Source organism: Sulfitobacter aquimarinus, assembly GCF_040149565.1.
GTDB classification, from domain to species: Bacteria; Pseudomonadota; Alphaproteobacteria; order Rhodobacterales; family Rhodobacteraceae; genus Sulfitobacter; species Sulfitobacter aquimarinus.
Genome location: NZ_JBEFLO010000006.1, coordinates 182,302 through 206,040, shown reverse-complemented (window position 1 = coordinate 206,040; position 23,739 = coordinate 182,302). Strand labels below are relative to the sequence as shown.

At 60.2% G+C, this 23,739-nt stretch carries 17 protein-coding genes and 1 tRNA gene; 4 read left to right on the top strand and 14 right to left on the bottom strand.

The features are described 5' to 3' along the window. Positions 1-5 precede the first annotated feature (5 nt). On the top strand, positions 6-515 hold the full coding sequence (locus ABMC88_RS13020; protein ID WP_349577329.1) for a MarR family winged helix-turn-helix transcriptional regulator: 510 nt from the start codon (positions 6-8) through the stop codon (positions 513-515). Beyond that, the gene (locus ABMC88_RS13015; protein ID WP_349577328.1) at positions 512-2,167 is read left to right on the top strand and encodes a sulfatase-like hydrolase/transferase; all 1,656 of its coding nucleotides are present in this window, start codon (positions 512-514) and stop codon (positions 2,165-2,167) included. The genes ABMC88_RS13020 and ABMC88_RS13015 overlap by 4 nt, the downstream gene beginning before the upstream one ends. A gap of 208 nt (positions 2,168-2,375) precedes the next feature. Here the strand turns inward: ABMC88_RS13015 and ABMC88_RS13010 are convergent, their stop codons facing one another. Next, positions 2,376-2,972, bottom strand: a complete 597-nt coding sequence (locus ABMC88_RS13010) for a hypothetical protein (protein ID WP_349577327.1) — start codon at positions 2,970-2,972, stop codon at positions 2,376-2,378. Positions 2,973-3,173: 201 nt separating this feature from the next. Beyond that, positions 3,174-3,788, bottom strand: coding sequence for a helix-turn-helix transcriptional regulator (locus tag ABMC88_RS13005; RefSeq protein ID WP_349577326.1), 615 nt, complete (start codon positions 3,786-3,788; stop codon positions 3,174-3,176). Between the two features lie 388 nt (positions 3,789-4,176). Here ABMC88_RS13005 and ABMC88_RS13000 point away from each other — a divergent pair, with 388 nt between their 5' ends. Continuing rightward, positions 4,177-4,560: a nuclear transport factor 2 family protein gene (locus ABMC88_RS13000; RefSeq protein ID WP_349577325.1), complete on the top strand. Its 384-nt coding sequence runs from the start codon at positions 4,177-4,179 to the stop codon at positions 4,558-4,560. Positions 4,561-4,668: 108 nt separating this feature from the next. Here ABMC88_RS13000 and cysG read toward each other — a convergent pair whose 3' ends face one another. From cysG to ABMC88_RS12950, 10 genes are all read right to left on the bottom strand, one after another. After that, positions 4,669-6,108, bottom strand: coding sequence for a siroheme synthase CysG (gene cysG, locus ABMC88_RS12995; RefSeq protein WP_349577324.1), 1,440 nt, complete (start codon positions 6,106-6,108; stop codon positions 4,669-4,671). Positions 6,109-6,121: 13 nt separating this feature from the next. Beyond that, positions 6,122-7,090, bottom strand: a complete 969-nt coding sequence (locus tag ABMC88_RS12990; RefSeq protein WP_349577323.1) for a glycosyl transferase family protein — start codon at positions 7,088-7,090, stop codon at positions 6,122-6,124. After that, the gene (locus ABMC88_RS12985) at positions 7,087-9,687 is read right to left on the bottom strand and encodes a molybdopterin-dependent oxidoreductase (RefSeq protein ID WP_349577322.1); all 2,601 of its coding nucleotides are present in this window, start codon (positions 9,685-9,687) and stop codon (positions 7,087-7,089) included. The genes ABMC88_RS12990 and ABMC88_RS12985 overlap by 4 nt, the downstream gene beginning before the upstream one ends. Next, a complete protein-coding gene (gene nirD, locus ABMC88_RS12980) occupies positions 9,684-10,016 on the bottom strand; it encodes a nitrite reductase small subunit NirD (RefSeq protein WP_349577321.1) in 333 nt (110 codons plus the stop codon). Before nirD ends, ABMC88_RS12985 begins: the two co-directional genes overlap by 4 nt. Then, positions 10,013-12,442, bottom strand: a complete 2,430-nt coding sequence (nirB, locus tag ABMC88_RS12975) for a nitrite reductase large subunit NirB (protein WP_349577320.1) — start codon at positions 12,440-12,442, stop codon at positions 10,013-10,015. The genes nirD and nirB overlap by 4 nt, the downstream gene beginning before the upstream one ends. A 3-nt stretch (positions 12,443-12,445) precedes the next feature. Further along, positions 12,446-14,146, bottom strand: coding sequence for an ABC transporter ATP-binding protein (locus tag ABMC88_RS12970; RefSeq protein WP_349577319.1), 1,701 nt, complete (start codon positions 14,144-14,146; stop codon positions 12,446-12,448). A gap of 5 nt (positions 14,147-14,151) precedes the next feature. Next, positions 14,152-15,234, bottom strand: a complete 1,083-nt coding sequence (locus ABMC88_RS12965) for an ABC transporter permease (protein WP_349577318.1) — start codon at positions 15,232-15,234, stop codon at positions 14,152-14,154. A 79-nt stretch (positions 15,235-15,313) separates the two neighbouring features. Next, positions 15,314-16,675 (bottom strand): CmpA/NrtA family ABC transporter substrate-binding protein, encoded by a 1,362-nt coding sequence (locus tag ABMC88_RS12960; protein WP_349577317.1) that lies wholly within the window; start codon positions 16,673-16,675, stop codon positions 15,314-15,316. A 259-nt stretch (positions 16,676-16,934) separates the two neighbouring features. After that, positions 16,935-18,107: an ABC transporter substrate-binding protein gene (locus ABMC88_RS12955; protein WP_349577316.1), complete on the bottom strand. Its 1,173-nt coding sequence runs from the start codon at positions 18,105-18,107 to the stop codon at positions 16,935-16,937. Continuing rightward, positions 18,104-18,688, bottom strand: coding sequence for an ANTAR domain-containing response regulator (locus ABMC88_RS12950; protein ID WP_349577315.1), 585 nt, complete (start codon positions 18,686-18,688; stop codon positions 18,104-18,106). Before ABMC88_RS12950 ends, ABMC88_RS12955 begins: the two co-directional genes overlap by 4 nt. 220 nt (positions 18,689-18,908) lie before the next feature. Between ABMC88_RS12950 and ABMC88_RS12945 the strand changes: the two genes are divergently transcribed. Then, positions 18,909-19,940: an L-idonate 5-dehydrogenase gene (locus ABMC88_RS12945; protein ID WP_349577314.1), complete on the top strand. Its 1,032-nt coding sequence runs from the start codon at positions 18,909-18,911 to the stop codon at positions 19,938-19,940. A gap of 179 nt (positions 19,941-20,119) precedes the next feature. Here ABMC88_RS12945 and ABMC88_RS12940 read toward each other — a convergent pair whose 3' ends face one another. Together ABMC88_RS12940 and ABMC88_RS12935 are read right to left on the bottom strand one after the other, a co-directional pair. Continuing rightward, positions 20,120-23,251: a calcium-binding protein gene (locus tag ABMC88_RS12940; protein ID WP_349577313.1), complete on the bottom strand. Its 3,132-nt coding sequence runs from the start codon at positions 23,249-23,251 to the stop codon at positions 20,120-20,122. A 371-nt stretch (positions 23,252-23,622) separates the two neighbouring features. Further along, a tRNA-Arg gene (locus tag ABMC88_RS12935) sits at positions 23,623-23,699 on the bottom strand. Between the last annotated feature and the right edge of the window lie 40 nt (positions 23,700-23,739).

The following is a 23,739-nucleotide window of genomic DNA, read 5'->3' as shown; positions in this document are numbered from 1 at the left end:
TGACGATGAACACACCAACCGAGCCTCAGGCAGAGCGGATCATGCAGCGCCGTGCGCGCGAGAAAAACAACGTGTTTTCGCGCCTTCCCGCGACCTATGCCGCGTCGCGGTTGCAGGGCCAGCGTCTTTTGCAACAGGCGAATGGTCTGTCGATTGTCGAATGGCGGGTGCTTTGGGATTTGTCCGAAGCGGGGCCGATGACGATCCGCGATTTGGCCGAAATCCAGCGCATCGACCACTCACAGCTCAGCCGTGCGCTGCCCGCGATGCGCGACAAGGGCTACGTGACGATGGCCCGCAACGGAAAGGACGGGCGCAAGGTTCTGGTGTCTTTGGCCCCCGCGGGCATCGCCGCTTATGAGCAGAGCGCCCCCGTGATGAAACAGCGGCGCGACGCGCTCAGGGCGACCTTCACCGATGAAGAGCTGACGACCTTTATCGGCCTTCTTGACCGTCTCGAAGACTTCTTTCGCCAACCGATTGACGCAATCCTTGAAAGTGACCCAACCCAGTGACCGATACACCGAATGTTTTGTGGATTATGGCCGACCAATTGCGGTTCGATTACCTAAGCTGTTACGGGCACCCGCATCTGCACACCCCGCACATTGATGCGCTGGCCAAGCGCGGCGTGCAGTTCAACAAGGCTTACGTTCAGTCGCCCGTCTGCGGCCCGTCGCGCATGTCGGCCTATACCGGTCGCTATGTACGCAGCCATGGATCAACGTGGAACGGAATGCCCCTGCGCGTAGGCGAGCCGACGCTTGGCGATCACCTGCGCCAGGCGGGCGCGCGCGCTGTTTTGGTGGGCAAAACCCACATGACCGCTGATCAGGAAGGCATGGCGTGGCTGGGAATTGACCCCGCCTCCGAGATCGGTGTGCGGGTGTCCGAATGCGGGTTCGAAGCATTCGAGCGCGACGATGGATTGCACCCCGACAGTGCGCGGCAGAGATGGTCGGCCTACGACGATTACTTGGTCAACTTGGGCTACACATCTGAAAACCCGTGGGAAGACTTTGCCAACTCTGGCGTGGATGCGGACGGAGAGATTTTGTCGGCGTGGCTTTTGAAGAACTCTCGTCTTGCAGCGAATGTGCCCGAAGAGCACTCTGAGACTGCCTATATGACCGATCGCGCGATGGATTTCATGACGCAGGCGCAGGAAGACGGCCAGCCGTGGATGTGCCACCTGAGCTATATCAAACCGCATTGGCCCTACATTGTGCCCGCACCCTACCATGATATGTACGGCCCCGAGCATATCGTCGACCCGATCCGCTCGGACGCGGAGCGTGATGTCGACCATCCGCTGTTGCGCGCCTATCAAAACGCGCGCGTCTGCAAAAGCTTCAGCCGCGATCATGTGCGCGAACATGTTATTCCCGCCTACATGGGGTTGATCAAACAACTGGACGACAACCTTGGCCGTTTGTTCGCATGGATGGATGAAGCAGGGATCAGCGAGAACACGATCATCGCCTTCACCTCCGATCACGGTGACTACATGGGCGACCACTGGATGGGGGACAAAGACTTCTATCACGAGGTTGCGGCCAAGGTGCCGTTGATTATCTGTGATCCACGCCCGGCGGCGGACGCGACCCGCGGCACAGCGACGGATGAGCTGGTCGAAATGATCGACCTTGCGCCGACATTCCTGAACGCCCTTGGCGGCGCGCCAAAACCACACATCCTTGAGGGGCGCGACCTGACGCCGCTGTTGCACGGCACGACAGGTTTCTCACGGCGCTATGCAATCAGCGAACACGACTATTCCAGCTTTGAAATGGCCCAAGAGCTTAACGTGCCGCAAGAGGACGCCCGCACTGTCATGATCCATGATGGACGTTGGAAATACATCCGCTGCGAAGGTTTCGCGCCAGTGATGTTCGACCTGGAGGCGGACCCGCAGGAGCTGACCGACATCGGCAGTTCGGATGCAGTAGACCATATCAAAGCCCGCGCCGAAATGGAGCAGGCGCTGACCGCATGGGCGTTGCAACATCACACGCGCATCACTGCGACGCAAAAGGTACTGGCCGGCCAGCGCAAGGCGTCAGAGAACGGTATTCTGATCGGTTTCTGGGACGAAGCGGAATTTGAAGCCGCTACAGGCAAACCGTTTGACGCCCTGACCCCCATCGGCAAGCCAGTCGAAACATAAGCCGCGACAGCGGTGAAGAGCGATAGAGGGGAGCAGCCGAGCCATTCGCATTTGCGTTTCTGCACAGGCCTGCAACGTACCGCTGCTGCTCCCCTGCTTATCAAAATGGCAACGGGACTGCGCGCTGACCAAAGGCCGAGAGACAGCCAGCCTTTGGCGAAACATTTACCCCTCGCCCCCCTGCCAAATCGGGTTCCGATGCTGCGGCTTATGAGCTGAGCGATACCGTATCTGCCACGCTTCCGTGCATCACGCTTCGCATCCACAGCATCACCGCCATCACCCCACAGATACAGGCCGCAAAAACGCCAAGCATGACAGGCAAAAGAAGATCCCAACCGGCGGTTTTCAAAACGCTGCTTGACCCCAGTGCTAGCGCCAGCATCCAGCATGACAGCGACACTCCCGCGCATAGGTTCATCGCGACGAGCCGACCCAGAGGGATGGATACGATGCGCGATCCCTTGATGCGCTCTAGCGTCGGGATGACGAAAATGCTCAGCACGGTCGCGTTGACAGTCAGGGTCGACACGACGGCCACCTTGCACCAAAGCTTGGGCGAAAACTCGGATAGATCGAATTGGGTCCGCACCCAGATCAACGCGGCTCCAGACAGCCACATCCCAACACACGCAACACTTACGATGTTATGAATGCGGCGCAGCTCGTCCAGATCGGTTTGCGATACAGGCTGGCGAATACGGTGCAACGATCTAAGGTCGTAATACAGCGCAGGACCCATTCCAAGCACCAGAGACAGAAGATGTGTATAGCGGATCAGATCAATAAAGATGGGGTCGTCCATATGGTCAGCTCGCCGTACAAATTTGGATGCATCGCCAGATGCGCATTTGAAGTAAGTTACGGCGCCATTGTCGGTGGTTAGCGCCCTGCCCGCCCCGTTCTGAAGAAGGCTGCTGTTAACATTTCGTCAAATGTGTTTGCATGACAGCCCCGCACGGCGCAAAGCCTGCTTGCGCTCTATATCCGAAAAGACACATCGCGCTTAGATATAGTTTCTCTTCACAGCGATACCGACTGCCTGCGCCCGTGTTTTCGCCCCAAGCTTGGTACAGGCGCTGATGGCGCGTTGTTTTACTGTCGATTCGGCGATGGACAGCCGCTGTGCAATATCGCGTTGCCCCAAACCGTCACGCAGGGCCAAAAGCACGTCCAGCTCACCTGCGGACAAGGCCACCCGCGGGCCCATCGTCGCGGTCCATTTTATCAGATTGGCATTCATCTGATCCATCTCTTCGTCGGTCAACTCACGGTCATTGCGCGAGATGCTCAAGAACGAGCGGTGGCCCTCAATCTCTTGCGCAAAGATCGCGCCATAAACCATGCCAAAGGGCTTGGCTTCGGTCAGGATCCCTTTCACATCGGGCAACGTAATCTCGGACCAGCGGATGCATCCGGTTCTAGAGATGGCCCACATGAACACCGGATCCACAGCGAAATAGCTCGATTGCTGATACCGCGTGGTCCAGCGTTCGTCGAATTCCGAATGGACCATCTCTGTCCCGCTCATGGAAAAGCCGAAAACCAGATAGAACCCTGCCGTCGAGACTTTGCGAATTTCCGCCAGTTCGGTTTCAAAATCTGGAATGGTCGATGTCATCTTCAGTCACAGTCTTTTACAGTTCATGCCGAAAACGGCGGGTACGCATACTCAGGACGCCGCGGGCGGCGTTGCAGCCTTTTATACTGTGACAGCTCAACTTGGTAGCCTCCAAGACAGGCGTTTGGAACACTGCGATTTCAGCAGTTGCGGGGACGATCTCCCTTTCGATGGGATCGCGATGGCATTGCGGCCACTGGATTCGAACTCGGAACTGCTTGTGATGACCACCGTACGCGATGGCGTAAACAAGGGGCTGGTTCTTCGGTGTCGATCCGAGTGTCGCGATTTTGGCGAAATCCGACCGTATGTTGGCAATATTGCCAGTATCGCCGTTTTTTCATTAGTGGCACGTATAGCTCATCAACTTGAAACAAAGGAAATGACCATGACACTCGAAACTGATCTGCTGGCCGCTGTTGAAACATATTTCGATGCGATCCACGAATGTGACGTGGCCAAGCTGAACGCGGTGTTCCACCCGCAGTCCAGCCTGTTTGACGCCGATAACGGCACCGTGTTCGTCGAACCGATCGACAGCTTCAGCAACGATGTGGCAGGTCGTGTATCACCTGCCAGCACCGGACAGCCGCGCGAGGCCCAAGTACTGATGATTGACCATCTGTCCCCGATCAGCGCGACCGTGAAAATCCGTATCCGTGCGCATCAAAGCGTTTTTGTCGACCACCTTGGCTTTGTCAAAGGCGCGGACGGCTGGCAGATCGTTTCCAAAATCTGGCATCTCGAAAGCACTGTCGAAGCGGCCGCCTGAAAAGGCGCTTCACGACGGGCGGACAAGGCGTTTGTCGCAAATGCTGTCAGGCGGAGCCTAGCAACACAGGCTGCCTGCGATACCGCCGCGCTTCGTCGCCCTACAGCCCTATGCCCGCTGTGCGTGGGCCGCCGCGGGTACGGGGTTGTCCGTTAGGTTCAAACCATGTGCCGCCTCGCCGCTCTGCCTCGTTGCGGCACGCGGAAGCGTGACCAGCAAAATGCTACATCCCGTGATGCCGTGCTGCGCGATGTCGCGGCCAAGGGTTTCAAGGCGCGTGTCCAACATCCTTTGCGACGGCTTCGAGATGTCCGCCGCGATTGTAACGGGGGTCGATGCAGGCAGCCCCTGCGCAATCAGTTGGGTTGCGATGGTATCCGAGGTGCCGACCGCCATGTAAAAGGCCAATGTCGTGCCAGCGGTGGCATGGAGGTGCCAGTCAGGCAGCTTTGCGCCCTGACGCATTTGCCCTGTGGTAAATACCACCGTGTCGGTTTGTCCGCGACTGGTCAGCGGGCGCTTCAGCGCCGAGGCTGCCGCGCTTGCCGCCGTGATGCCCGGCACAACCTCGATCGGGATGCCAGCCTCGCGGGCGGCGTTCAATTCTTCAGCGGCACGGCCAAACAGCATTGGGTCGCCTGATTTCAGGCGCACCACCCGCTTGCCTTGTTTGGCAGCGGCCACAACCACCGCGCAAATACGCTCTTGCGGCCACGCACTGGCGCCGACGACTTTGCCGACAAAGACGCGCTGGGCGTCGCGGCGGGCCAGTTCCAGCACCTCGGGGTCGACAAGGCGGTCGTAAAAGATGATGTCGGCCTCTTGCAGCCGCTCGACCGCCCGCAGGGTCAGCAGATCCCGCGCCCCCGGCCCTGCCCCCACAAGTGAGATCGCGCCCGTTGTCTTTGTCTTTGGCGCGCAGCCCTTCTGGATGGCTTCTTTTAACTGCGTTGCGGCCTCACGCTCTGCGCCGCGTTTGTGGGTCTGCCACGGCGCGCCGCGAAAGGCCCAGCCCCAGAAGGCCCGCCGCTGCGCACGCGGCACACGCATCGCAACCGCCCCCCGCATCCGCCCCGCGAGGGCGGCAAAGCTGCCCAATGACGGATCGAGCAATTGCTCCACCTGCGTCTTGATCCCTCGCGCCAGCACGGGCGCGGTCCCTTCGGTGCCGATGGCCACCACCACCGGATCGCGGTCCACCAAAGAGGGCGTTGTGATGTCACACAGATGGGGTTGGTCCACGACATTCACGGGCACCGATGCGGCCTTTGCAATCGCGTGCAGGCTGGCATCAACGCCGGGGCATCCGGTGCCGATAAACACCATCGCGGCCCCTGCGAAGCTGTGCGCACCAATGGGCCCCCTCACCTGTGTCGCACGGCACTGCGTGACAAGTTCACGCAGCTCGTCATCCAGGTTGTCCGCCAGCAGCACAATCTGCGCATCGGTTTTCAACATCAGCCGTGCTTTTTGCGCGGCCTGTTCGCCCCCGCCCGCGATAACCACGCGGCGGTTGGTTGTTTTGATGAACATCGGAAAGCTTTTCACGGGCAGTCTCCTATCAGGCGGTATTTGCGACGTTGCGGTTGGCCCATAGATCACGCGCACAGTGGTCTGGCCGGGCCAAGCCCAACGTGTCGAGGGCAAGCGCGGCGGTCCCCTCGACCACCGCTTGGGCAAACGGATCATCACGCCTGCCTGACCAAAGTGCCGCAAGATCGGATAGTTCAGGCGCAACGGCAGCCAAGCGACGGGTTTCGGTGCGCTGTGCGGCGGCGGTGCCTTGCCATGGCGTGCCTGCGCGCAGGCCAAAGGCTGCGATGTCCTTGCTCGGGTGGCGCTCGAACTCTCCCCCGCCGCCTTTGATCACACTCAGGTTTTGCTGGCCCAAAAGCTGGCAGGCGTCGGCCTGTATTTCGCGGTAGACGGGGTGGAACACCCCCTGCACCGACGCCTGTGCGTCGAACGGGTTCAGCAGCCGCACAACCGTATTGATACAAGACCGCAACCCGAAGGTGTCACGCAGTTGCAAAAGGGCGAACAGTGGCGCGGATAGTGTTTCAAGCGGCAGATAGACAATCCCTTTTGCGGACAAGACCGCGCCTGCCGCCAGCGGATCAGACGCCACATGGATGCCCAAAGCCGCGCACCCGCGCCGCACATCGGCCTGCGTGGCCTGATGCGAATTCCACCCGTGCAACACCACGGGGTATCCCGCCCGCGCCACCAGTTTTGCGCTTAGCAAAAACCAAGGCAGGCCCCGCGTGCGCCCCGCAGCATAGCTGGGCCAATCAAGCGCGGGGGAAAGCGGTGGCACGGTGATGTGGGCGCGTGCGGCTTGCACAAATCCAGCCAATTCCGCCGCTGTCTCCCCCTTCATCCGCAAGAGCATTAGCAACGCGCCTGTGGCCTCACGCTCTGCCTTGCCCGATAGGATGATTGCCATGGCCGCACGCGCTTCGTCTTGATCAAGGGCGCGGGCGCGGCCCGGACCACGCCCCAGAATGCGAACATAGGGCGCAAGGCTCATTCTGCGGCCTCGCGGACCACGGTTGTGTGCAGCAGCGCCTTCAGCTCGGGGCGGCACGAGCCACAGTTGGTCCCCGCCTGAAGGGCGTCGCCGATCTGTTCCACGCTGGTCAGCCCCTGCGCCTCGACCGCTTGCAGTATGGTGTTCACCCCGACTTTGAAGCACGCGCACAAGACCGGACCAGGATCAGGGCGGCCCACGGGGGCGCGGCCCGACAGCATATCGTCGGGCAAAAGGGCAAGGTAGTCACGCATCAGAGGTAGCGGACGGCGCGACACAAAGATCGCCGCCTCGACCCCGTCATCGCCGTGGAATACAGCGCGGAAACTACCGCCGGTCAGGTCCTCGATGGTTTGCGCAGACATGTCCCCGACGCCCAGCATGTCGCGGGCGAAGCTGTCCCAATCCTGCGGGGCCTCCGCGCCTGCCAACTCACACCGCCAGCCCGCATCTGTGCGCACCCGCGCCCAGTAGGTACCTTGCGGCATGATCGGCTTGCGCGACACCGCAAAGGCGTACCAGCCCGCATTGTACGGTGCCAATGCCACCGCCGCGCCTTTGCTTTCGGGCTGGCCCGATACGGGATCAACAGCGGCGGGGACCACAACATCAATGCGCCCGCTTGGGGCCGTTTCCCCCGTCCAGTGGATCGGCGCGAATGTCTCACCCCGCCGCACGCGGTCGGTGATCAAAGCGCGCAGGATCGCGGTACCTGTCGTGCTTGTGACCTGCACAAGGCTCGCATCGGTGATGCCGTGATGCGCGGCGTCTGAGGGGTGGACCTCGATAAACGGTTCGGCCAGATGTGCAGACAGGCGGGCGGATTTTGCGGTGCGTGTCATCGTATGCCACTGGTCGCGGGTCCGTCCCGTATTCAAGCGGAAGGGATAAGCCGCACTCGTTGACTGTGCCATCGGCGCAGGGGTCAGCGGCAGCATATTGGCGCGACCTGATTGGGTGAAAAACCCGCCATCTGCAAAGAACCGTCCGCCTTGTCGCGCGGCATAGGGCCAGCGGAACGGCGCGAGCGTTTCGTACTGCCTATCTGTCATCTTCGCATGGCCCGAGATGTCGAAATCACGCCCCAGCCCTCCTGCGATGCCCGACAGCGCGGCATGTTCGCGGAAAACCTCGGCTACACTTTCGAAATCGAAGGCGGCGTGCCAGCCCATGCGGCGGCCCACCTCTGCCAGCTGCGCCCAGTCGGGACGCGCCGCGCCAAAGGCGGGCAATACGGCCCGTTGGCGGCTGATAGTGCGGTCGGAATTGGTAACGGTGCCGTCTTTCTCGGCCCACGCCGCTGCGGGCAGCAGCACATCGGCAAGGCGCGCGGTATCGGTCTGGCCCGTCACATCGCTGACCACGGTGAAATCACAGCCTTTGATTGCCGCAGCCACGGCCTCCGCATCGGGCATGGAAACGGCGGGGTTGGTGTGGATAATCCAAAGCGCCTTGATCTGGCCCGAGCCGACAGCGCGGAACATATCGACAGCCTTCAGTCCAGCCACTTCGGACATCTGTGGCGCGTCCCAGAACTGGCGCACGGCATGGCGGTGGGCGGGGTTCTCCAGATCAAGATGGCAGGCCAGCATATTGGCCAAGCCGCCCACTTCGCGTCCGCCCATGGCGTTGGGCTGGCCCGTGACGGAAAACGGCCCGCTGCCCGGTTTGCCGATACGGCCCGTGGCAAGGTGGCAATTGAGGATCGCGTTGACCTTATTTGCGCCGCTGGTCGACTGGTTCACTCCTTGGCTAAAGACGGTGACTGTCTTTTCCGAGCGTAGCCAGATGTCGGTAAAGGCGCGCAACTGGTCCGTAGCAAGCTCGGTTTGTGCAGCGTCACTGGCGCGGGCCGCGGCCAGCGCCTGCGGGTAGCCATCGACATGCGCCGCGACATACTCCGCATCAAGCGCGCCTTTGGCGTCGATTTCGGTCAACAGGTGATTAAACAGCGCCACATCCGACCCCGGTGCCAAGGGCAGATGCAGATCGGCACCATCACAAGTGGCGGTGCGGCGCGGATCAATCACGATCAGCTTCATATGCGGCCGTTCCGCTTTGGCTGCCAGAATGCGCTGGTGCAGCACGGGGTGGCACCACGCAAGGTTCGACCCCACCAGCACGATGGTATCGGCAAGCTCCAGATCCTCATAGATGCCGGGCACCGTATCCGTGCCGAAGGCGCGTTTATGCCCCGCCACGGTTGAGGCCATACACAACCGCGAATTGGTGTCGATGTTGGCCGTCCCCATAAAGCCTTTGGCAAGCTTGTTGGCGACGTAGTAATCCTCGGTCAGCATCTGGCCTGACAGATAAAACGCGACACTGTCGGGACCGTGTTGCGCGATGGTATGCGCGAATTTATCCGCTACCAGTTGCAGCGCATCGTCCCACGCGGCCTCTTTGCCATATACCACCGGAGAGCCGAGCCGCCCCTCACCGCCCACAGTTTCCCCAAGCGCCAGCCCTTTGGAGCATAAGCGGCCAAAGTTTGCAGGGTGATCGGGGTCGCCTTTGACCTCCAGCCCCGTGTCTGTCGCCGTTAGCAACACACCGCAGCCAACACCGCAGTAAGGACAGGTTGACCGCGTCGTCACGCCGCAGACCGCGCGGCAAGTGCCGTACCGTCCAGCAAAACACGGCACCCTTCCAGCTTTACCTGATAGGTCGGGATTTGCCCTTCGTCCGCGCCTTGGGCCTCGCCTGTCTCAAGCGAGAAGACCCAGTTGTGCAACGGGCATGTGACTGCACGGCCATGCACGATCCCTTCGGACAATGGCCCGCCCTTGTGGGGACAGGTGTCGGAGGCGGCAAAGACCTCTGCCTCGCTGGTGCGAAACAGCGCGACACAGCCTACAGGCGTTTTAACCAGACGCGCCCCGCGCAGGGGAATGTCGTTGATATGTCCTACGTCAATCCAGCTCATTCTGCGGCCTCCAGTGAAAGATCGGCCAGCGGTTGGTACGTCTGCGCCTTTTCGACATGCTCGGCCCAAGGGTCGGTGCGGTAGATGGATTGCGACAGCTCGAACCGTGCGACCAAAGCGGCGCGGTTTTCAAGGTCGTCCACGACCTGTTCCTTGACCCAGTCCAACCCTACTTTGGCGACCCATTTATAGCCGCGATCAAGGTATTTGGCGTTCTCGCGGTAGATCTGGATATAGGCCGTGGTGACGGCAATCGCTTCCTCTTCGGTTGCGACTTTGGCCAGCAACTCTGTCTCGCGCACATCCATGCCCGCGGCCCCTGCGACAGAGACTTCATAGCCTGAATCGACGCAGATGATGCCCACGTCCTTGCAAGTTGCCTCCGCGCAGTTGCGCGGACAGCCCGACACGCCCAGCTTGACCTTATGTGGCGTCCAGGACCCCCACAGCAGCTTTTCCAGCTTGATCCCAAGGCCCGTTGAATCCTGCGTGCCAAAGCGGCAGTGATCCGTCCCGACACAGGTTTTCACCGTCCGCAGCCCTTTGGAGTAGGCATGTCCCGAAACCATGCCCGCTTGGTTCAGGTCGTACCACATGGAGGGCAAGTCTTCTTTCCTGACGCCCAACAGGTCGATGCGCTGCCCGCCCGTCACCTTGACCGTTGGCACGTTGTATTTGTCGGCTGCATCGGCAATGGCGCGCAGCTCGTCCGGAGTGGTGATGCCGCCCCACATGCGCGGCACGACGCTATAGGTGCCGTCTTTCTGGATGTTGGCGTGGTTACGCTCGTTCACGAAACGCGATTGCGGGTCGTCGCGGTATTCCAGCGGCCAATCGGCGATCAGGTAATAGTTGATCGCGGGGCGGCAGACATGGCAGCCGTTGGGCGTGGTCCATGCCAGCTGTTGCCAGACGGCGTCTTGGGATTTCAGCTCCTGACTTTTTATAAGGCGGCGCACGTCCTCATGGGTGAGGTCGGTACAGCCGCAGACAGATGCCGCCGCAGGGATCACAAAATCATCGCCCAAAGTAACGGCCAAGACCTGCTCGACCAGCCCTGTGCATGTCCCGCAAGAACCGCTTGCCTTGGTGCCTGCCCTGATGTCGGCCAGCGTGGTGGCGCCGCCCTCGATTGCCTCTACGATCTGACCTTTGCAAATGCCGTTGCAGCCGCAGATTTCTGCGTCAGCCGGTAAGGCTGCAACGGCCTGCAACGGGTCCACGGCACCGCCTTGCATGTTGGGGCCAAAGATCAGGGTTTCGCGCATGTCGGTGATGTCGGTCTTTTCGCGGATCAGGCCGAAGAACCAATTGCTGTCGGTAGTGTCGCCATAAAACACAGCTCCGACAACGACATTGTTTTCCAACACAAGCCGTTTGTAGACGCCGCGTGCAGGGTCGCGGAAAACGATATCCTCGCGGGTCTCGCCTTCGGCAAAATCGCCCGCGCTGAACAGATCACAGCCCGTGACCTTGAGCTTGGTCGACAGCTCCTTTTGCACAAATGCCGCGTCCTGGCCCATCAAGGTCTGCGCGGCGACCTTTGCCTGATCGTACAGCGGGGCAACAAGGCCAAAGATCGCGCCGCGATGCTCGACGCATTCGCCAACGGCGAGGATATCGGCGTCCGAGGTCAACATCTGGTCGTCTACATGGATGCCCTTGCCTACGGCGAGCCCCGCCTCGGCCGCCAGTTTAATGTTCGGGCGGATGCCCACGGCCATCACCAACAGATCACAAGGCAGCTCGGACCCGTCGTCCAGCAACAGCGCCTTGACCTTGCCCCCTTCCCCGAGAATTTCCTTGGAGTTGGCTGCACATTTCACGGTGATGCCCTTGTCGATCAGCGCACGGCGCAGCAGATAGCCTGCCGCCTCGTCCAATTGCCGCTCCATCAGGTGCCCCATGATATGCACCACGGTCACGTCCACGCCGCGCGCGGCCATGCCTGCGGCCGCCTCCAGACCCAGCAAGCCACCGCCGATCACGACGACTTTGTGGCCCCTGCCAAGGTCCATCATCCGCTGGGTGTCTTCCAGATCGCGGTAGGCAATGACGCCCTCCAGATCGTGCCCCGGCAGAGGGATCATGAAGGGGGTCGACCCTGTCCCAAAGACCAGCTTGTCATAGGCCAGTACATCGCCATTCTCGGCTGTGACGGTTTTGGCGGCGGTGTTGATCTGGGCCACCTTTTCGCCAAAGCGGCAGGTGATGCCCGACTGTGCGTACCAGTCATCGTCATGGGTGACGATCTCGGCATAGGTTTTCTCGCCCGACAGAACGGGCGACAACATAATGCGGTTATAATTGCCACGCGGCTCTGCGTTGAACAGCGTGATGTCGTAGCCTGCGTTTTGCTCCACCAGCGTCTCGAGCATTCGCCCTGTGGCCATACCGGCCCCGATAACGATCAGTTTTTGTGTCATGATCTACTCCGCAGCAATGGCTGTTTTGGTTTTAGGCGTCCCACCCGAAAGGGGCGGTTTTGGAGACGCGCCGTGTTCATACTCTTCAAGGAAATCAAGCACCTCTTGGCGATAAGTGTAGTAATCGGGATGCTCCAGAAGCGCCTTGCGGGTGCGCGGGCGGGGCAATTTCACATCCGTGATCTTGCCGATGGTCGCTTGCGGCCCGTTGGTCATCATCACCACGCGGTCGGCCAGCAAGATCGCCTCGTCCACATCATGGGTCACGCAAATGGCGGTGACTTTGGTCCGTGACCACACCTCCATCAGCACTTCCTGCAATTCCCAACGGGTGAGACTGTCGAGCATGCCAAACGGCTCATCGAGCAGCAGTAGCTTGGGCGACAGCGCAAAGGCGCGGGCAATGCCCACACGTTGCTTCATGCCGTTCGACAGATCAGCGGCGTTCTTGTCCATGCTGTCGGCAAGGCCGACGCGCTCAAGATAGTATTCCACCACATCCTGACGTTCGGCCCGCGAAGCCTTTGGATAGACCTTGTCCACCCCGATCGAGACATTCTCCTTGGCGGTCAGCCAAGGGAACAGGTTGGGCGACTGGAAAACAACGGCGCGTTCGGGGTCTGCCCCCTCGACGTGCCAACCATCCAGACGAATGGCCCCGCTTGAGATGGGGTTCAGCCCCGCGGCCATGGTCAGAACCGTGGATTTGCCACAGCCCGAATGCCCGATAAGCGAGATGAATTCGCCCTTGTTCACCTTCAGATCAAAGTCCTCAACCACCGTGAGCGGCCCCTTTGGCGTGGGGTAGACTTTGTTGAGTTGCGAAAACGTAAGATAGCGCTCATCCAGCGGGCTGGTCTGGGCGGCTTTCACAGCGGCAGGCACCGAATGCATCGGGGTCACGCTGGGCAAGGTGCGGGTTTCTTCGACCTTGGCCTCGATCCCCACATCCATGAGGTATTTCGTGATCTCGGCGCGCAGTTTCTTGAACCCCTCGTCGGTGTTCATAGCACCGCGGTCGCGCGGGCGCGGCAGTGTGATGGGAAAGGGATCGGCCAGCGTCCCGTCTGGGTTCAGCACAATCACGCGGTCGGCCATCAAGATCGCCTCGTCGACGTCATTGGTGATCAGCACACAGGTCTTTTTGTCCTGTTCCCAAATCTCCAGAATCTCGTCCGCCAGATTGGCACGGGTCAGCGCGTCCAGCGCCGACAGCGGCTCGTCCAGCAGCAGCAACTCGGGATCCATCGCAAGCGCCCGCGCCACCGAGACACGCTGCCGCATACCGCCCGACAGCTCGGCGGGACGGCGCGAGGATGCGTGCCCGAGGCCCACCATGTTGATGTAGTGGTCGGCCTTGTCGGACTTTTCACCCTTGGACATCTTGGGAAAGACCGCCTCGACGGCCAGCATGATATTGCCCTTCACCGTCAGCCACGGCATCAGCGAATAGGACTGAAACACAAGGCCGCGCTCGGGCCCGGGGCCAATGATCGGCTGGCCTTTAAAGGTCACGGTGCCGCTGTCGGGCGTATCAAGCCCCGCCACCATGTTGATCAGTGTGGTTTTGCCCGTGCCCGAGAAGCCGAGGACGGCGATAAACTCGCCCTCCTCCACGTCCATCGAGATATTGCGCAAAATCTCTGTTCGGTCGGTGCCATAGCCAAAGCCGCGGCAGAGGTTATCGAAGGAAAGAATTGCCATATCGCTCACCGGTTATTCGAGAATGTGAACAGGGATTGCAGCGCGTACATCACACGGTCGAGCAAGAACCCGATGATGCCGATGGTCAGCACCGCGACGATGATCTTGGCCAGTGATTGGGACGAGCCGTTCTGGAATTCATCCCAGACGAATTTGCCCAAGCCGGGGTTCTGCGCCAGCATTTCCGCCGCGATCAAAACCATCCAGCCCACGCCAAGGCTTAGCCGAAGGCCTGTAAAGATCAGGGGCAGCGCCGAAGGCAGCACCAGTTTGGTGATCTTGGTATAGGTGTTCATTTTCAGAACGCGGCTGACGCTGACAAGATCCTTGTCGATGCTTGCCACGCCAAGGGCCGTGTTGATCAACGTCGGCCACAGCGAACACAGCGTGACTGTGATGGCCGAGACAAGGAAGGATTTGGCAAACAGCCCGTCATTGGTCACATAAACGGCCGAGACAACCATGGTCACAATCGGCAACCACGCCAGCGGCGAGACAGGTTTGAAAATCTGGATCAGCGGGTTCAGCGCGGCATTTGCCGTGGGCGACAGGCCCGCCGCAATGCCCAGCGGAATGGCCACAGCAGAAGCAATCAGAAAGCCGAAAAACACAGTCCCGATCGAGGTCCATATCTGGTCGTAATAGGACGGCGGTCCGGTAAAGCCGATCTGCTTGACCTCATCCGCGCGGCCCGCGTCGATCAGACGCTGGTTGCGGGCCTCCACACGTTCCATGAACTTGGCTTCTTTGGCCTCTTTGCGCTTGGCATCTTCATGAAGATTGACCGCTTCTGTCCAAACCGCAGCGGGACCGGGGATCGCGCCAAGGGACGTGACAACGCGGGGGGCGAGCGTGGCCCAAAGGGTCAGAAATATCGCAATCGCCAAGAGAGGCACCACCAGCAGACGCCAGATTTCCTTGACCTGACCTTTGGGATTATCCCCCGCCGCCGCCCGCAACAATGGCGTAATCCATGTCAGGCCGATGACGCTGAACCATTTGTCGGCGGTGTTGATGCGCGAGAAAAGCCGCGCCTTGCTGGCAGCTTTGGCGGCCTCGGTTTCAAAACTTGGATCAACGGTTGTCATCGGGAATGCTCCGGCTGTCGTGTGCGAATTGGAAAGAGGAGTGGCCGCGCAAGCTCATGCCCTGCGCGGCCGGACGGGGTTAGTTGACGACTTCGTCCCCCTTGACCATCTCGCCCGATTTCAGGCCGATGGTCAGGCTGTCGATATAGGCGTTGGGCGTTGTGCCGTCGTAGACCACACCGTCGATGATATCGCCTTCGGGCGTTGCAGGGCGGTAGCCGTTGGTGTCCCAAGGGAAGTCCGCCTCGCTGGCCAAGCCTTCATCGACCAGGCTGCGCGCAGCGGTCAGGTAGATGTCGGGGCGGTAGACGGATTTGGCGACTTCGTCATACCATTCGTCTGTCTGGGTCTCTGCAATCTGGCCCCAGCGGCGCATCTGCGTCAGATACCACACCGCGTCCGAGTAGTAGGGATAGGTCGCATTGTAGCGAAAGAAGACGTTGAAATCGGGGATTTCGCGCACGTCGCCTTTTTCATATTCGAACGTGCCCGTCATCGAGGCTGCGATAACGTCTTTATCGGCGCCCACATACTCGGGCTGGCTCAGCAATTCGACGGCTTCGATGCGGTTCGCGTTGCTGTTTTCATCCAGCCACATGCCCGCACGGATCAGCGCGCGCACGATGGCTTTGGTGGTGTTGGGATTGGCCTCGGCAAACTCTTCTGTGATGCCAAAGACCTTCTCGGGGTTGTTTTTCCAGATCTCGTAGTCGGTGATCACCGGCACGCCGATGCCTTTGGCAACAGCCTGCTGGTTCCACGGCTCGCCCACGCAGTAGCCGTTGATTGTGCCCGCTTCCAGCGTGGCAGGCATTTGTGGCGGAGGGGTCACGGACAAAAACACATCGGCCGCAATCTGGCCCGTTACGTTTTCGGGGCTGTAATATCCGGGGTTCAGACCGCCCGAGGCCAGCCAATAGCGCAGCTCGTAATTGTGAGTGGAGACAGGAAACACCATGCCCATGTTGAACGGCTCACCGCGGGCGGCAAATTCCTCGACCACAGGCTTGAGCGCTGCGGCGCTGATCGGGTGCTGCGGGCGGCCGTCCTCCATGCTCGAGATATGCGGACGCATCATGTCCCAGACTTCGTTGGAGACGGTGATGCCGTTGCCGTTGAGGTCCATTGAAAAGGGCGTGACAATGTTGGCCTGCGTGCCATAGCCGATGGTCGCCGCAATCGGCTGACCCGCCAGCATATGCGCCCCTTCCAGCGTGCCGTCGATCACCCCGTCCAACAGAACCTTCCAGTTCGCCTGCGCCTCAAGGGTCACAAACAGACCTTCGTCGTCGAAATAGCCCTGCTCATAGGCGACGGCCAGCGGCGCCATGTCGGTCAGCTTGATAAAGCCGAACGTCAGTTCGTCGATCTCAAGGTCCTGCGCCCATGCGGGGCTGCAAAGCGCGGTTGTGGCTGCAAGTGACAGAAGGAGTTTTTGCATCGTATGATCCTTTTGGTGTGTATCCGGTCAAGCGCCGGACAACGAAAAAAGCCGCTTCGATCCTGTGCAGGGAGGATGCACAAGCTCGAGCGGCGTTGCTCATAGGGCCCAAACTTTGGGAGTATTCCGTGACGGACATCGTTGCCTGTCTGTCACCGAGTAATGTTCGATTCGGGCCCCAAGGCAAGTCACAGACACGGATCGGCGGGGATTTTCTGCACCGCAGCAAGCGCAGGCGGCAAACCCGCCTAATTTTTGGTCACTCAGGCGTGCTTGGATCAAAAACGCGGCCATCAAAGAACGGATCAGGCATCAGCGTAATCTGTCCCAACGCAGAGGCGACTGCGGTGGGATGGCTCACAGCCCCCTCAACGCGGCTGGAGGCGCCGGGCACATCCATGCCCGAGCCGTCCAGCGCGGCGCGGTAGATGTCGGGGCGAAACACTTTGGCGGCGGCAGCCATGGAGGCCGCACGCTCGAGCCCTGTGCGCCGCGCCAGTTGCAGCCCGATCCATTCGGCCTGCGACCGCCAAGGAAAGGTAGCCGCACCGCGATAAAAGCCCAAAAAATCGGGGACCTCCCGCCGCTCTACCCGCGCCGAGATCTGCAATTGGCCTGTCAGCCCCCGCTCAAGCACGTCCCACGGGATATTGAGGTAGTCGGGCCGCGACAGCATCTCCGCCGCAAGCGTGGGCGAGGTCGGCTTGGCCAGCCAGCGCGCTGATTTGACCAAAGCGCGGATCAGCTTGCCGCATAAAACGGGGTTTTCCTCGGCCCAGCCCGTGCGCATGGCCAGCACCTTTTCGGGAAAGCTGCGCCAGATTGCGCTGCTGGGCAGCAACAACTGTCCGATGTTTTGCTCAACCACCAGCGATCCCCAAGGCTCGCCCACGCAAAACGCGTCAATCTCGTCTGCGGCCAGCGCATCGGCCATCGAGGATGGTGGCACCGTGCGAATATCGACGTTCTGCGGCGCGGGCAGCCCCAGCGCCGAAAGCCAGTAGATCAGCAGTTCGGCATGCATCGAAAACGGGAACGGCACGCCAATCCGCAAAGGCGCCTCCGCTGCCGCAATCAAGGCCGTGCCAGCCGCAATGGCATTATCAAAGCCAAAGTCATGCCCTGCCCCGCGCAGCTTTTCCGCCAGCGCATTGGACACACCGATCACCGTCCCGTTCATCGACAATACCGACACAGCGCACAAGGGCGCAGTCCCCGCCCCAAGCCCAAGCGCTGATGCAATAGGCAGCGGCGCCAGCATATGTGCGGCGTCCACCGCTCCAAAGCTGAGCATATCGCGCACCGACGACCACGAGGGCGCCGGGCGCAAGGCAAGCTCTAACCCTTCTTCGCGGGCGAACCCCATTTCCTGTGCGATAATCAGCGGTGCGGCGTCCAGCAGCGGCACATACCCGATGGATATTGTCGTCATGACAAAAGCCCCGCCGCGGTCACCAACCCTTGGGCCACATCAGCCACTTTGCGGCCCTGATCCATCGCCGTGCGGCGCAGCAGCGCATAGGCTTCTTCCTCGTCCACACCGCGCGCCTTCATCAAGATGCCTTTGGCGCGGTCGATGACTTTGCGTTCCTCCAGCGCACGTTTGGATTGCTCAAGCTCTTTGCGCAAACGCCCGAACATATTGAACCGCGTGATCGCCGCATCAAGGATGGGCCGCAGGCGTTTCGCGCTGAGCCCGTCGACGACATAGGCCGAAACGCCCGCCTCGATCGCTGATTGCGCAAGCCCTGCGTCGTCATGGTCCACAAACATCGCCACGGGCCGCGTCATCGGATCCGCCGCCAGCGTCAATTCCTCCAGCGTGTCGCGGGACGGGTCGCTCACATCAATCAGCACCACATCGGGGTTGATCGCCTTGATCCGTGCGGCCAAGGCGCCGCGCTGGGTCAGAACCTCGATCGTGCCCAGCCCAGCAGAGGCCAGCGCGTCCACAATCTGCTCGGCCCGTTCCGCATCCTGTTCGATAATAACAATAGAGAGCGCGTCTTTCATACAGTCGGGGGTCCCATTGGCACTGGCGAAAGGCAATAGAAAGCGCGGCTTGCAGGCATAGGTATAATGCCGATGCCCAAATTATCGGCAAACGGGCCGCGCATTGGCCACTCAAGAGCCTGATGCAGCGCGGTTGGGCCGATATATCAGAGCCGCTCGGCCCCTTACAACCTGCATCTGTCTGCGCTACCCTCTGGCCCGAACAACTATCGGAGCTGCCATGAAAGCCGTCGTCGTCCATGCCGCAAAAGACCTCCGCCTTGAGGAGCGTGACATGCCCAAGCCCGCCGCAGGTCAGGTTCTGATCCGCATGGAGGCAGGCGGCATTTGCGGCTCGGACCTGCATTACTTTAACCACGGCGGCATCGGAACAATCCAGCTGAAGCAACCCATGATCCTCGGGCACGAGGTCTCGGGCCGTATCGAGAGCCTTGGCGAAGGGGTCAGCGGGCTTGAGGCCGGCCAACGGGTTGCCGTCTCGCCCTCGCGGCCCTGCCACGCGTGCAAATACTGTCATGAAGGGGCGCCGAACCATTGTCTCGATATGCGGTTTTACGGATCGGCCATGCCTTTCCCCCATATTCAAGGCGCGTTCCAGCAGTGGTTGGTGGCCGATCCGGACCAATGCGCGGTGGCCGACGGTTTGACCGCAGGCGAGGCTGCGATGGCCGAACCCCTGTCTGTTGTCCTTCATGCGGCAAAGATGGCGGGTGCGCTGACGGGCAAGCGGGTTCTGGTGACGGGGTGCGGCCCGATTGGCCTTTTGGCAGTGCTGGTGGCGCGGGCCTCTGGGGCGGGTGAAATTGTGGCGACCGACATCACCGACCTGCCCCTGGATATGGCGCGTCAGATGGGGGCCGACACGGTGCATAATGTTACCGAAACGCCCGACGCACTCGAGCAATATGGCGCGGACAAAGGCCATTTCGATGTGCTGTTTGAATGTACGGGCGTCGCCCCTGTTGTGGCCTCGACCATCCCTGCCCTGCGGCCCCGTGCGACGATGGTGCAGCTGGGCCTTGGCGGCGATATGACCCTACCTGTTCAGGCGATGACGGCCAAGGAAATCACGCTCAAAGGCTCGTTCCGCTTTCACGCGGAGTTCTTCGAGGCCGTGCATATGATGCGCCACGGGCGGCTGGACGTGAAACCGCTGATCTCGGCGACGCTGCCTCTGGACCAGATGCTGGACGCGTTCGAGCTGGCCTCGGACCGGACAAAGGCGCTCAAGGTGCATCTGGACTTTGCCTGAGGGGGATTAGGTGCAACAAGCCGCGGGTCACGCTGAAGATTGACGCGAAGGCTGCATGAAAAAGCTGCGCTTTGGCGTTGAAATTATTGCAGATCCCCCGAAGGCAACGATTTTTAAACACTACGCGGGGCCGAAACCTCTTGGCCCCGCGCAGGTCTGTGTTGCCTTATCAGCAGCCTCTATGCGGTCACCCACACATCCGTCTCAAGTGCCACAAGGTCGGTCACGCCTTGCAGGGTAAGCGAGCCTTCGGCACCGAAATCAAGCACCGCATTGCTGCCGACCACTGACCCGAAGGTCTGAACCACCTGGGCGCCGGTCATGTTTGCAACGGCGGTTATGCCATTCAGGTCGATGTCGATCGTGTCACCATGCGCGAAATTGAAATCCTCGATCACGTCATTGCCGCTCGAAAAGACGAAGTGATCCGCACTTTGTCCGCCGCGCAGCGTGTCATCGCCTGCTCCGCCGTCAAGACGGTCGCTGTTGGCCCCGCCATTCAGGTAGTCATCGCCTTCGCGGCCATAGAGGGAATCCAGACCAGCACGCCCGAACAGGCGGTTGTCATTGGCGTCGCCATAAATCATGTCCTCACTGGAACCGCCTGCCAGATCTTCGATACTGTCGTAGGTATCGCCTGCGGCCTCGCCTGTGTTGTTGGACGCATCCGCCAGATCAAGGATCAGGCCCGAGGCTGCCTCGGAGTATTGTGCGCGGTCACGGTTTGCCCCGCCGATCAGCATATCGATGCCCACACCGCCAAACAGCACGTCATCGCCGATCCCGCCTTCCAGCGTGTCATCGCCCGAGCGGCCAAAGATATAGTCGACGTTGCGGCCCCCCATGATGTGGTTCGCCTCGTTGATTGTGCCGCGAATGTTGTCCGCCCCCTGAGAGCCGATCACATTTTCGATGCTGTCATAGGTGTCGCCCGCAGCGGCAAAAGTATTGACCTGCGAGAACGCCAGATCGATCCGCAAAGAGCCGAACGAGCCTTCATAGCTGACCCAGTCATCGCCATCGCCGCCCTCAAATACATCCGCACCGTCAGCATTGGACAGCGATGTGTCAGAGCCGCCGTTGAGCGTGTCGTTCCCCTCACCGCCCTGCAGGGTGTCGTTCCCCAGCCCGCCGATCAGCAGATCGTTGCCGCCGTTACCGTCCAGCTGATTGGCAAGGCCATTGCCTGTCAGGTAGTCGCCGGCATCGCGCGACCCTTCAACATATTCGATGTTGTCTACAAGGTGCACAAACTGTTCATTGTTCCAGACACCCGTGGCGCGGCCCTGCTCCAGATTGACAGTGACCGCATCGACGCCGCTGCGGTCATAGCGCAGGCGGTCAAACCCGCCGCCACCATCCAACGTGTCATTGCCTGCTTGCAGGATAAAGGATTCATCGCGGGCGCTGCCGGTGACATCGTCGCTGCCGTAGGTGGTTTGCAGCTCCAGCAGAACATCGCCAGACACACTCACCGTGTCTTCGTAAAAATCATTCTGCGTGATGATGCCGCGGTCCAGATCAACGACAAGGCTGAACGGATTGAAATACTGCAAGCGTACGATGCTGTCGCCGCCTGAAAGGTTGATCGTATCATCCCCGATATCGCTCATGATGCCGACCCATTGCCCGTCACCAAGGGTATAGTCGAAACTATCGTCCGCGCCTGTCCCCTCGATGATCATGCCCCAACCGTCGATGGCATTGTTGACGTCCGTGATCGTTGTTGTGCCCTCACTGCCCTTGTCGATTGTCGCAGTATTGGTCACGCCGTTGACTGTGGCCGAGATGCTGTTGGTCAGGTCCCAATGCGCGATGCTCAGGCCGCTATAGTCGATCTCGGACAGGACAATCTGGTCGTTGCCCGATCCGGCAGCGACATATTCCCATGCTTCATAAGGGGCTGCCCCCATATGCAGGAAATCGTTGCCATCGCCGCCTCTCAGGTTGTCATCGCCGGTGCCGCCCAACATGCTGTCATCGCCAAAGCCGCCCTCCAGAATGTCGTCGCCGTTGCCGCCATCCAGCGTGTCATTGCCTGCGTCCCCGACGAGAGAGTCGTCGCCGTTCAGGCCGAACAGGCTGTCATTGCCGCCTTCGCCATAGATTGTGTTGCCCAGTGAATCGCCCGCAACAATGTCATCCCCGTTAAGCGCAAAGACGGCTTCAAACCCTGTGATCCGACCGATGTCGGCCCCTTGGGTGAAATCCGTAATCAATTGGTCAATATCGGGGGTCTGGGTGCCAGGGTTTGGGTTGGCCACGGCGTTTTGCACGGCGGTGAAGTTTCCTGAATCGTCTTGTTGCACTAGCATTTGCTCCAATTGGTCCGATGTCGCCTGTTGAAACAAGGCTGGATCGGGGGTCTGTGTTGTGTCTGTTGAAGGGTCTTGTCCAATCGCGGCCAGCGCGTCCTGGATTTCTGTTTGGTCGATCGTGTTCACACGGATGCCGATGCCGGAATAATCCAGCCCGTCATAGGAAGTGGTGGGCGTGAACCCGTCAAATGTTGTCACTGAATACTGCCCCGCGACCGAGACATAGGCCGTGCCGAATGCACTGCGCCCCAGCTGCATACTGGCGTCGTCAAAAGTGTTGATCAGTTGATCATCCTGCCAATACCGCACGGTCCAGAACTGATCGATCATTTCGCCGATCAGCGCGGCCTGCTGTTCGATATAGCTGTACCCCAGCACGCTATAGGGGACGGAATCGATCGCCGCTGTCAGCGCTTGACGGGCGGTATAGGCCTCGCCAACGTCATTGAATTGCCCCGTCAAAAGATCGGTCTGCACATCAAGCACCGCGAGCATCGCAACCGTAGCATCAAGTTGCTGGCTGGGCGTGCCTGACACGATAGACTCGAAAAACGCGTCGCTGTTCTCCGCTGCTTCTTCTTGCGTGCCGATGACGGACCCCGTGCCCAATGTTTGCCGCAGATTGACAGGCGCACCGCTGAGTGCGCCATCGATGTTGATATTGATCTGCAAGGTGACGTTTGACTGGCCCTGTTGCAATCCGTAGGGCGCAGTGTCTGTCTGTTCGATGGATAAAAAGAACAGGTCAAGTTCGACCCCGACGGCGCCTGCACTTACCCCGAGCGAGAACCAGTCGATGGCATCGGGGTCCTGCGTTGAGCCCGTGGCCATTGGGACAGGTGTGCCGACAGTTCCTGTTGGCCCCTCGCCCGCAAACCCCGCAGAGGTGGCCACATACCATCCCGTCACAAACGGATCGATCATCCGTGTCAGCCCGATCACCCCCAATCCCGAGGCATCCTCGCGGCTGTTGTTGGGTTCAAAGTCCGACATCGGTTCCTTCCTTGCGCGGGTCGCGGGCGCAGCAATCTCTTTCCACAATAGCGGCGAGCGTCGCCATATTAAATTAATCTCTTTACATTACAAATACGACAGCCTGTTTCAAGACTTCAACACGTGACTAATTCGCGCATGGCGATTATTCTGAATTGCCCACAGCGCAGTGGGCCAGATTTCAGGACCTGCGGGCCGCGATTCCGAACACCTTGAGCAAGCAGGACATGCTGGAGGTCTCTTTCCGCTCTGACAGGATCAAGACGACATGGACGGGACAGAGGCCCAGGAAGGACAAAAACAATAAATGGCAGAACGGAGCACCGCACGCGCAGGCTTCCGTTTCCATTCAATATCTTGTCGTGAAAATGTGGCGGACCATAGAGGATTCGAACCTCTGGCCTCTGCCTTCGGAGGGCAGCGCTCTATCCAGCTGAGCTAATGGTCCACAAGGGGCGGTATAGTCGCCCCGCCCTGCCCCTGCAATT

What these genes read in the sequence shown, in the direction of transcription:
- ABMC88_RS13020 (WP_349577329.1), top strand. Translation starts at nt 6, where the DNA reads ATGAACACACCAACCGAGCCTCAGGCAGAGCGGATCATGCAGCGCCGT.
- ABMC88_RS13010 (WP_349577327.1), bottom strand. Translation starts at nt 2,972, where the DNA reads ATGGACGACCCCATCTTTATTGATCTGATCCGCTATACACATCTTCTG.
- ABMC88_RS13005 (WP_349577326.1), bottom strand. Translation starts at nt 3,788, where the DNA reads ATGACATCGACCATTCCAGATTTTGAAACCGAACTGGCGGAAATTCGC.
- ABMC88_RS13000 (WP_349577325.1), top strand. Translation starts at nt 4,177, where the DNA reads ATGACACTCGAAACTGATCTGCTGGCCGCTGTTGAAACATATTTCGAT.
- ABMC88_RS12990 (WP_349577323.1), bottom strand. Translation starts at nt 7,090, where the DNA reads ATGAGCCTTGCGCCCTATGTTCGCATTCTGGGGCGTGGTCCGGGCCGC.
- nirD (WP_349577321.1), bottom strand. Translation starts at nt 10,016, where the DNA reads ATGAGCTGGATTGACGTAGGACATATCAACGACATTCCCCTGCGCGGG.
- nirB (WP_349577320.1), bottom strand. Translation starts at nt 12,442, where the DNA reads ATGACACAAAAACTGATCGTTATCGGGGCCGGTATGGCCACAGGGCGA.
- ABMC88_RS12970 (WP_349577319.1), bottom strand. Translation starts at nt 14,146, where the DNA reads ATGGCAATTCTTTCCTTCGATAACCTCTGCCGCGGCTTTGGCTATGGC.
- ABMC88_RS12965 (WP_349577318.1), bottom strand. Translation starts at nt 15,234, where the DNA reads ATGACAACCGTTGATCCAAGTTTTGAAACCGAGGCCGCCAAAGCTGCC.
- ABMC88_RS12960 (WP_349577317.1), bottom strand. Translation starts at nt 16,675, where the DNA reads ATGCAAAAACTCCTTCTGTCACTTGCAGCCACAACCGCGCTTTGCAGC.
- ABMC88_RS12955 (WP_349577316.1), bottom strand. Translation starts at nt 18,107, where the DNA reads ATGACGACAATATCCATCGGGTATGTGCCGCTGCTGGACGCCGCACCG.
- ABMC88_RS12950 (WP_349577315.1), bottom strand. Translation starts at nt 18,688, where the DNA reads ATGAAAGACGCGCTCTCTATTGTTATTATCGAACAGGATGCGGAACGG.
- ABMC88_RS12945 (WP_349577314.1), top strand. Translation starts at nt 18,909, where the DNA reads ATGAAAGCCGTCGTCGTCCATGCCGCAAAAGACCTCCGCCTTGAGGAG.
- ABMC88_RS12940 (WP_349577313.1), bottom strand. Translation starts at nt 23,251, where the DNA reads ATGTCGGACTTTGAACCCAACAACAGCCGCGAGGATGCCTCGGGATTG.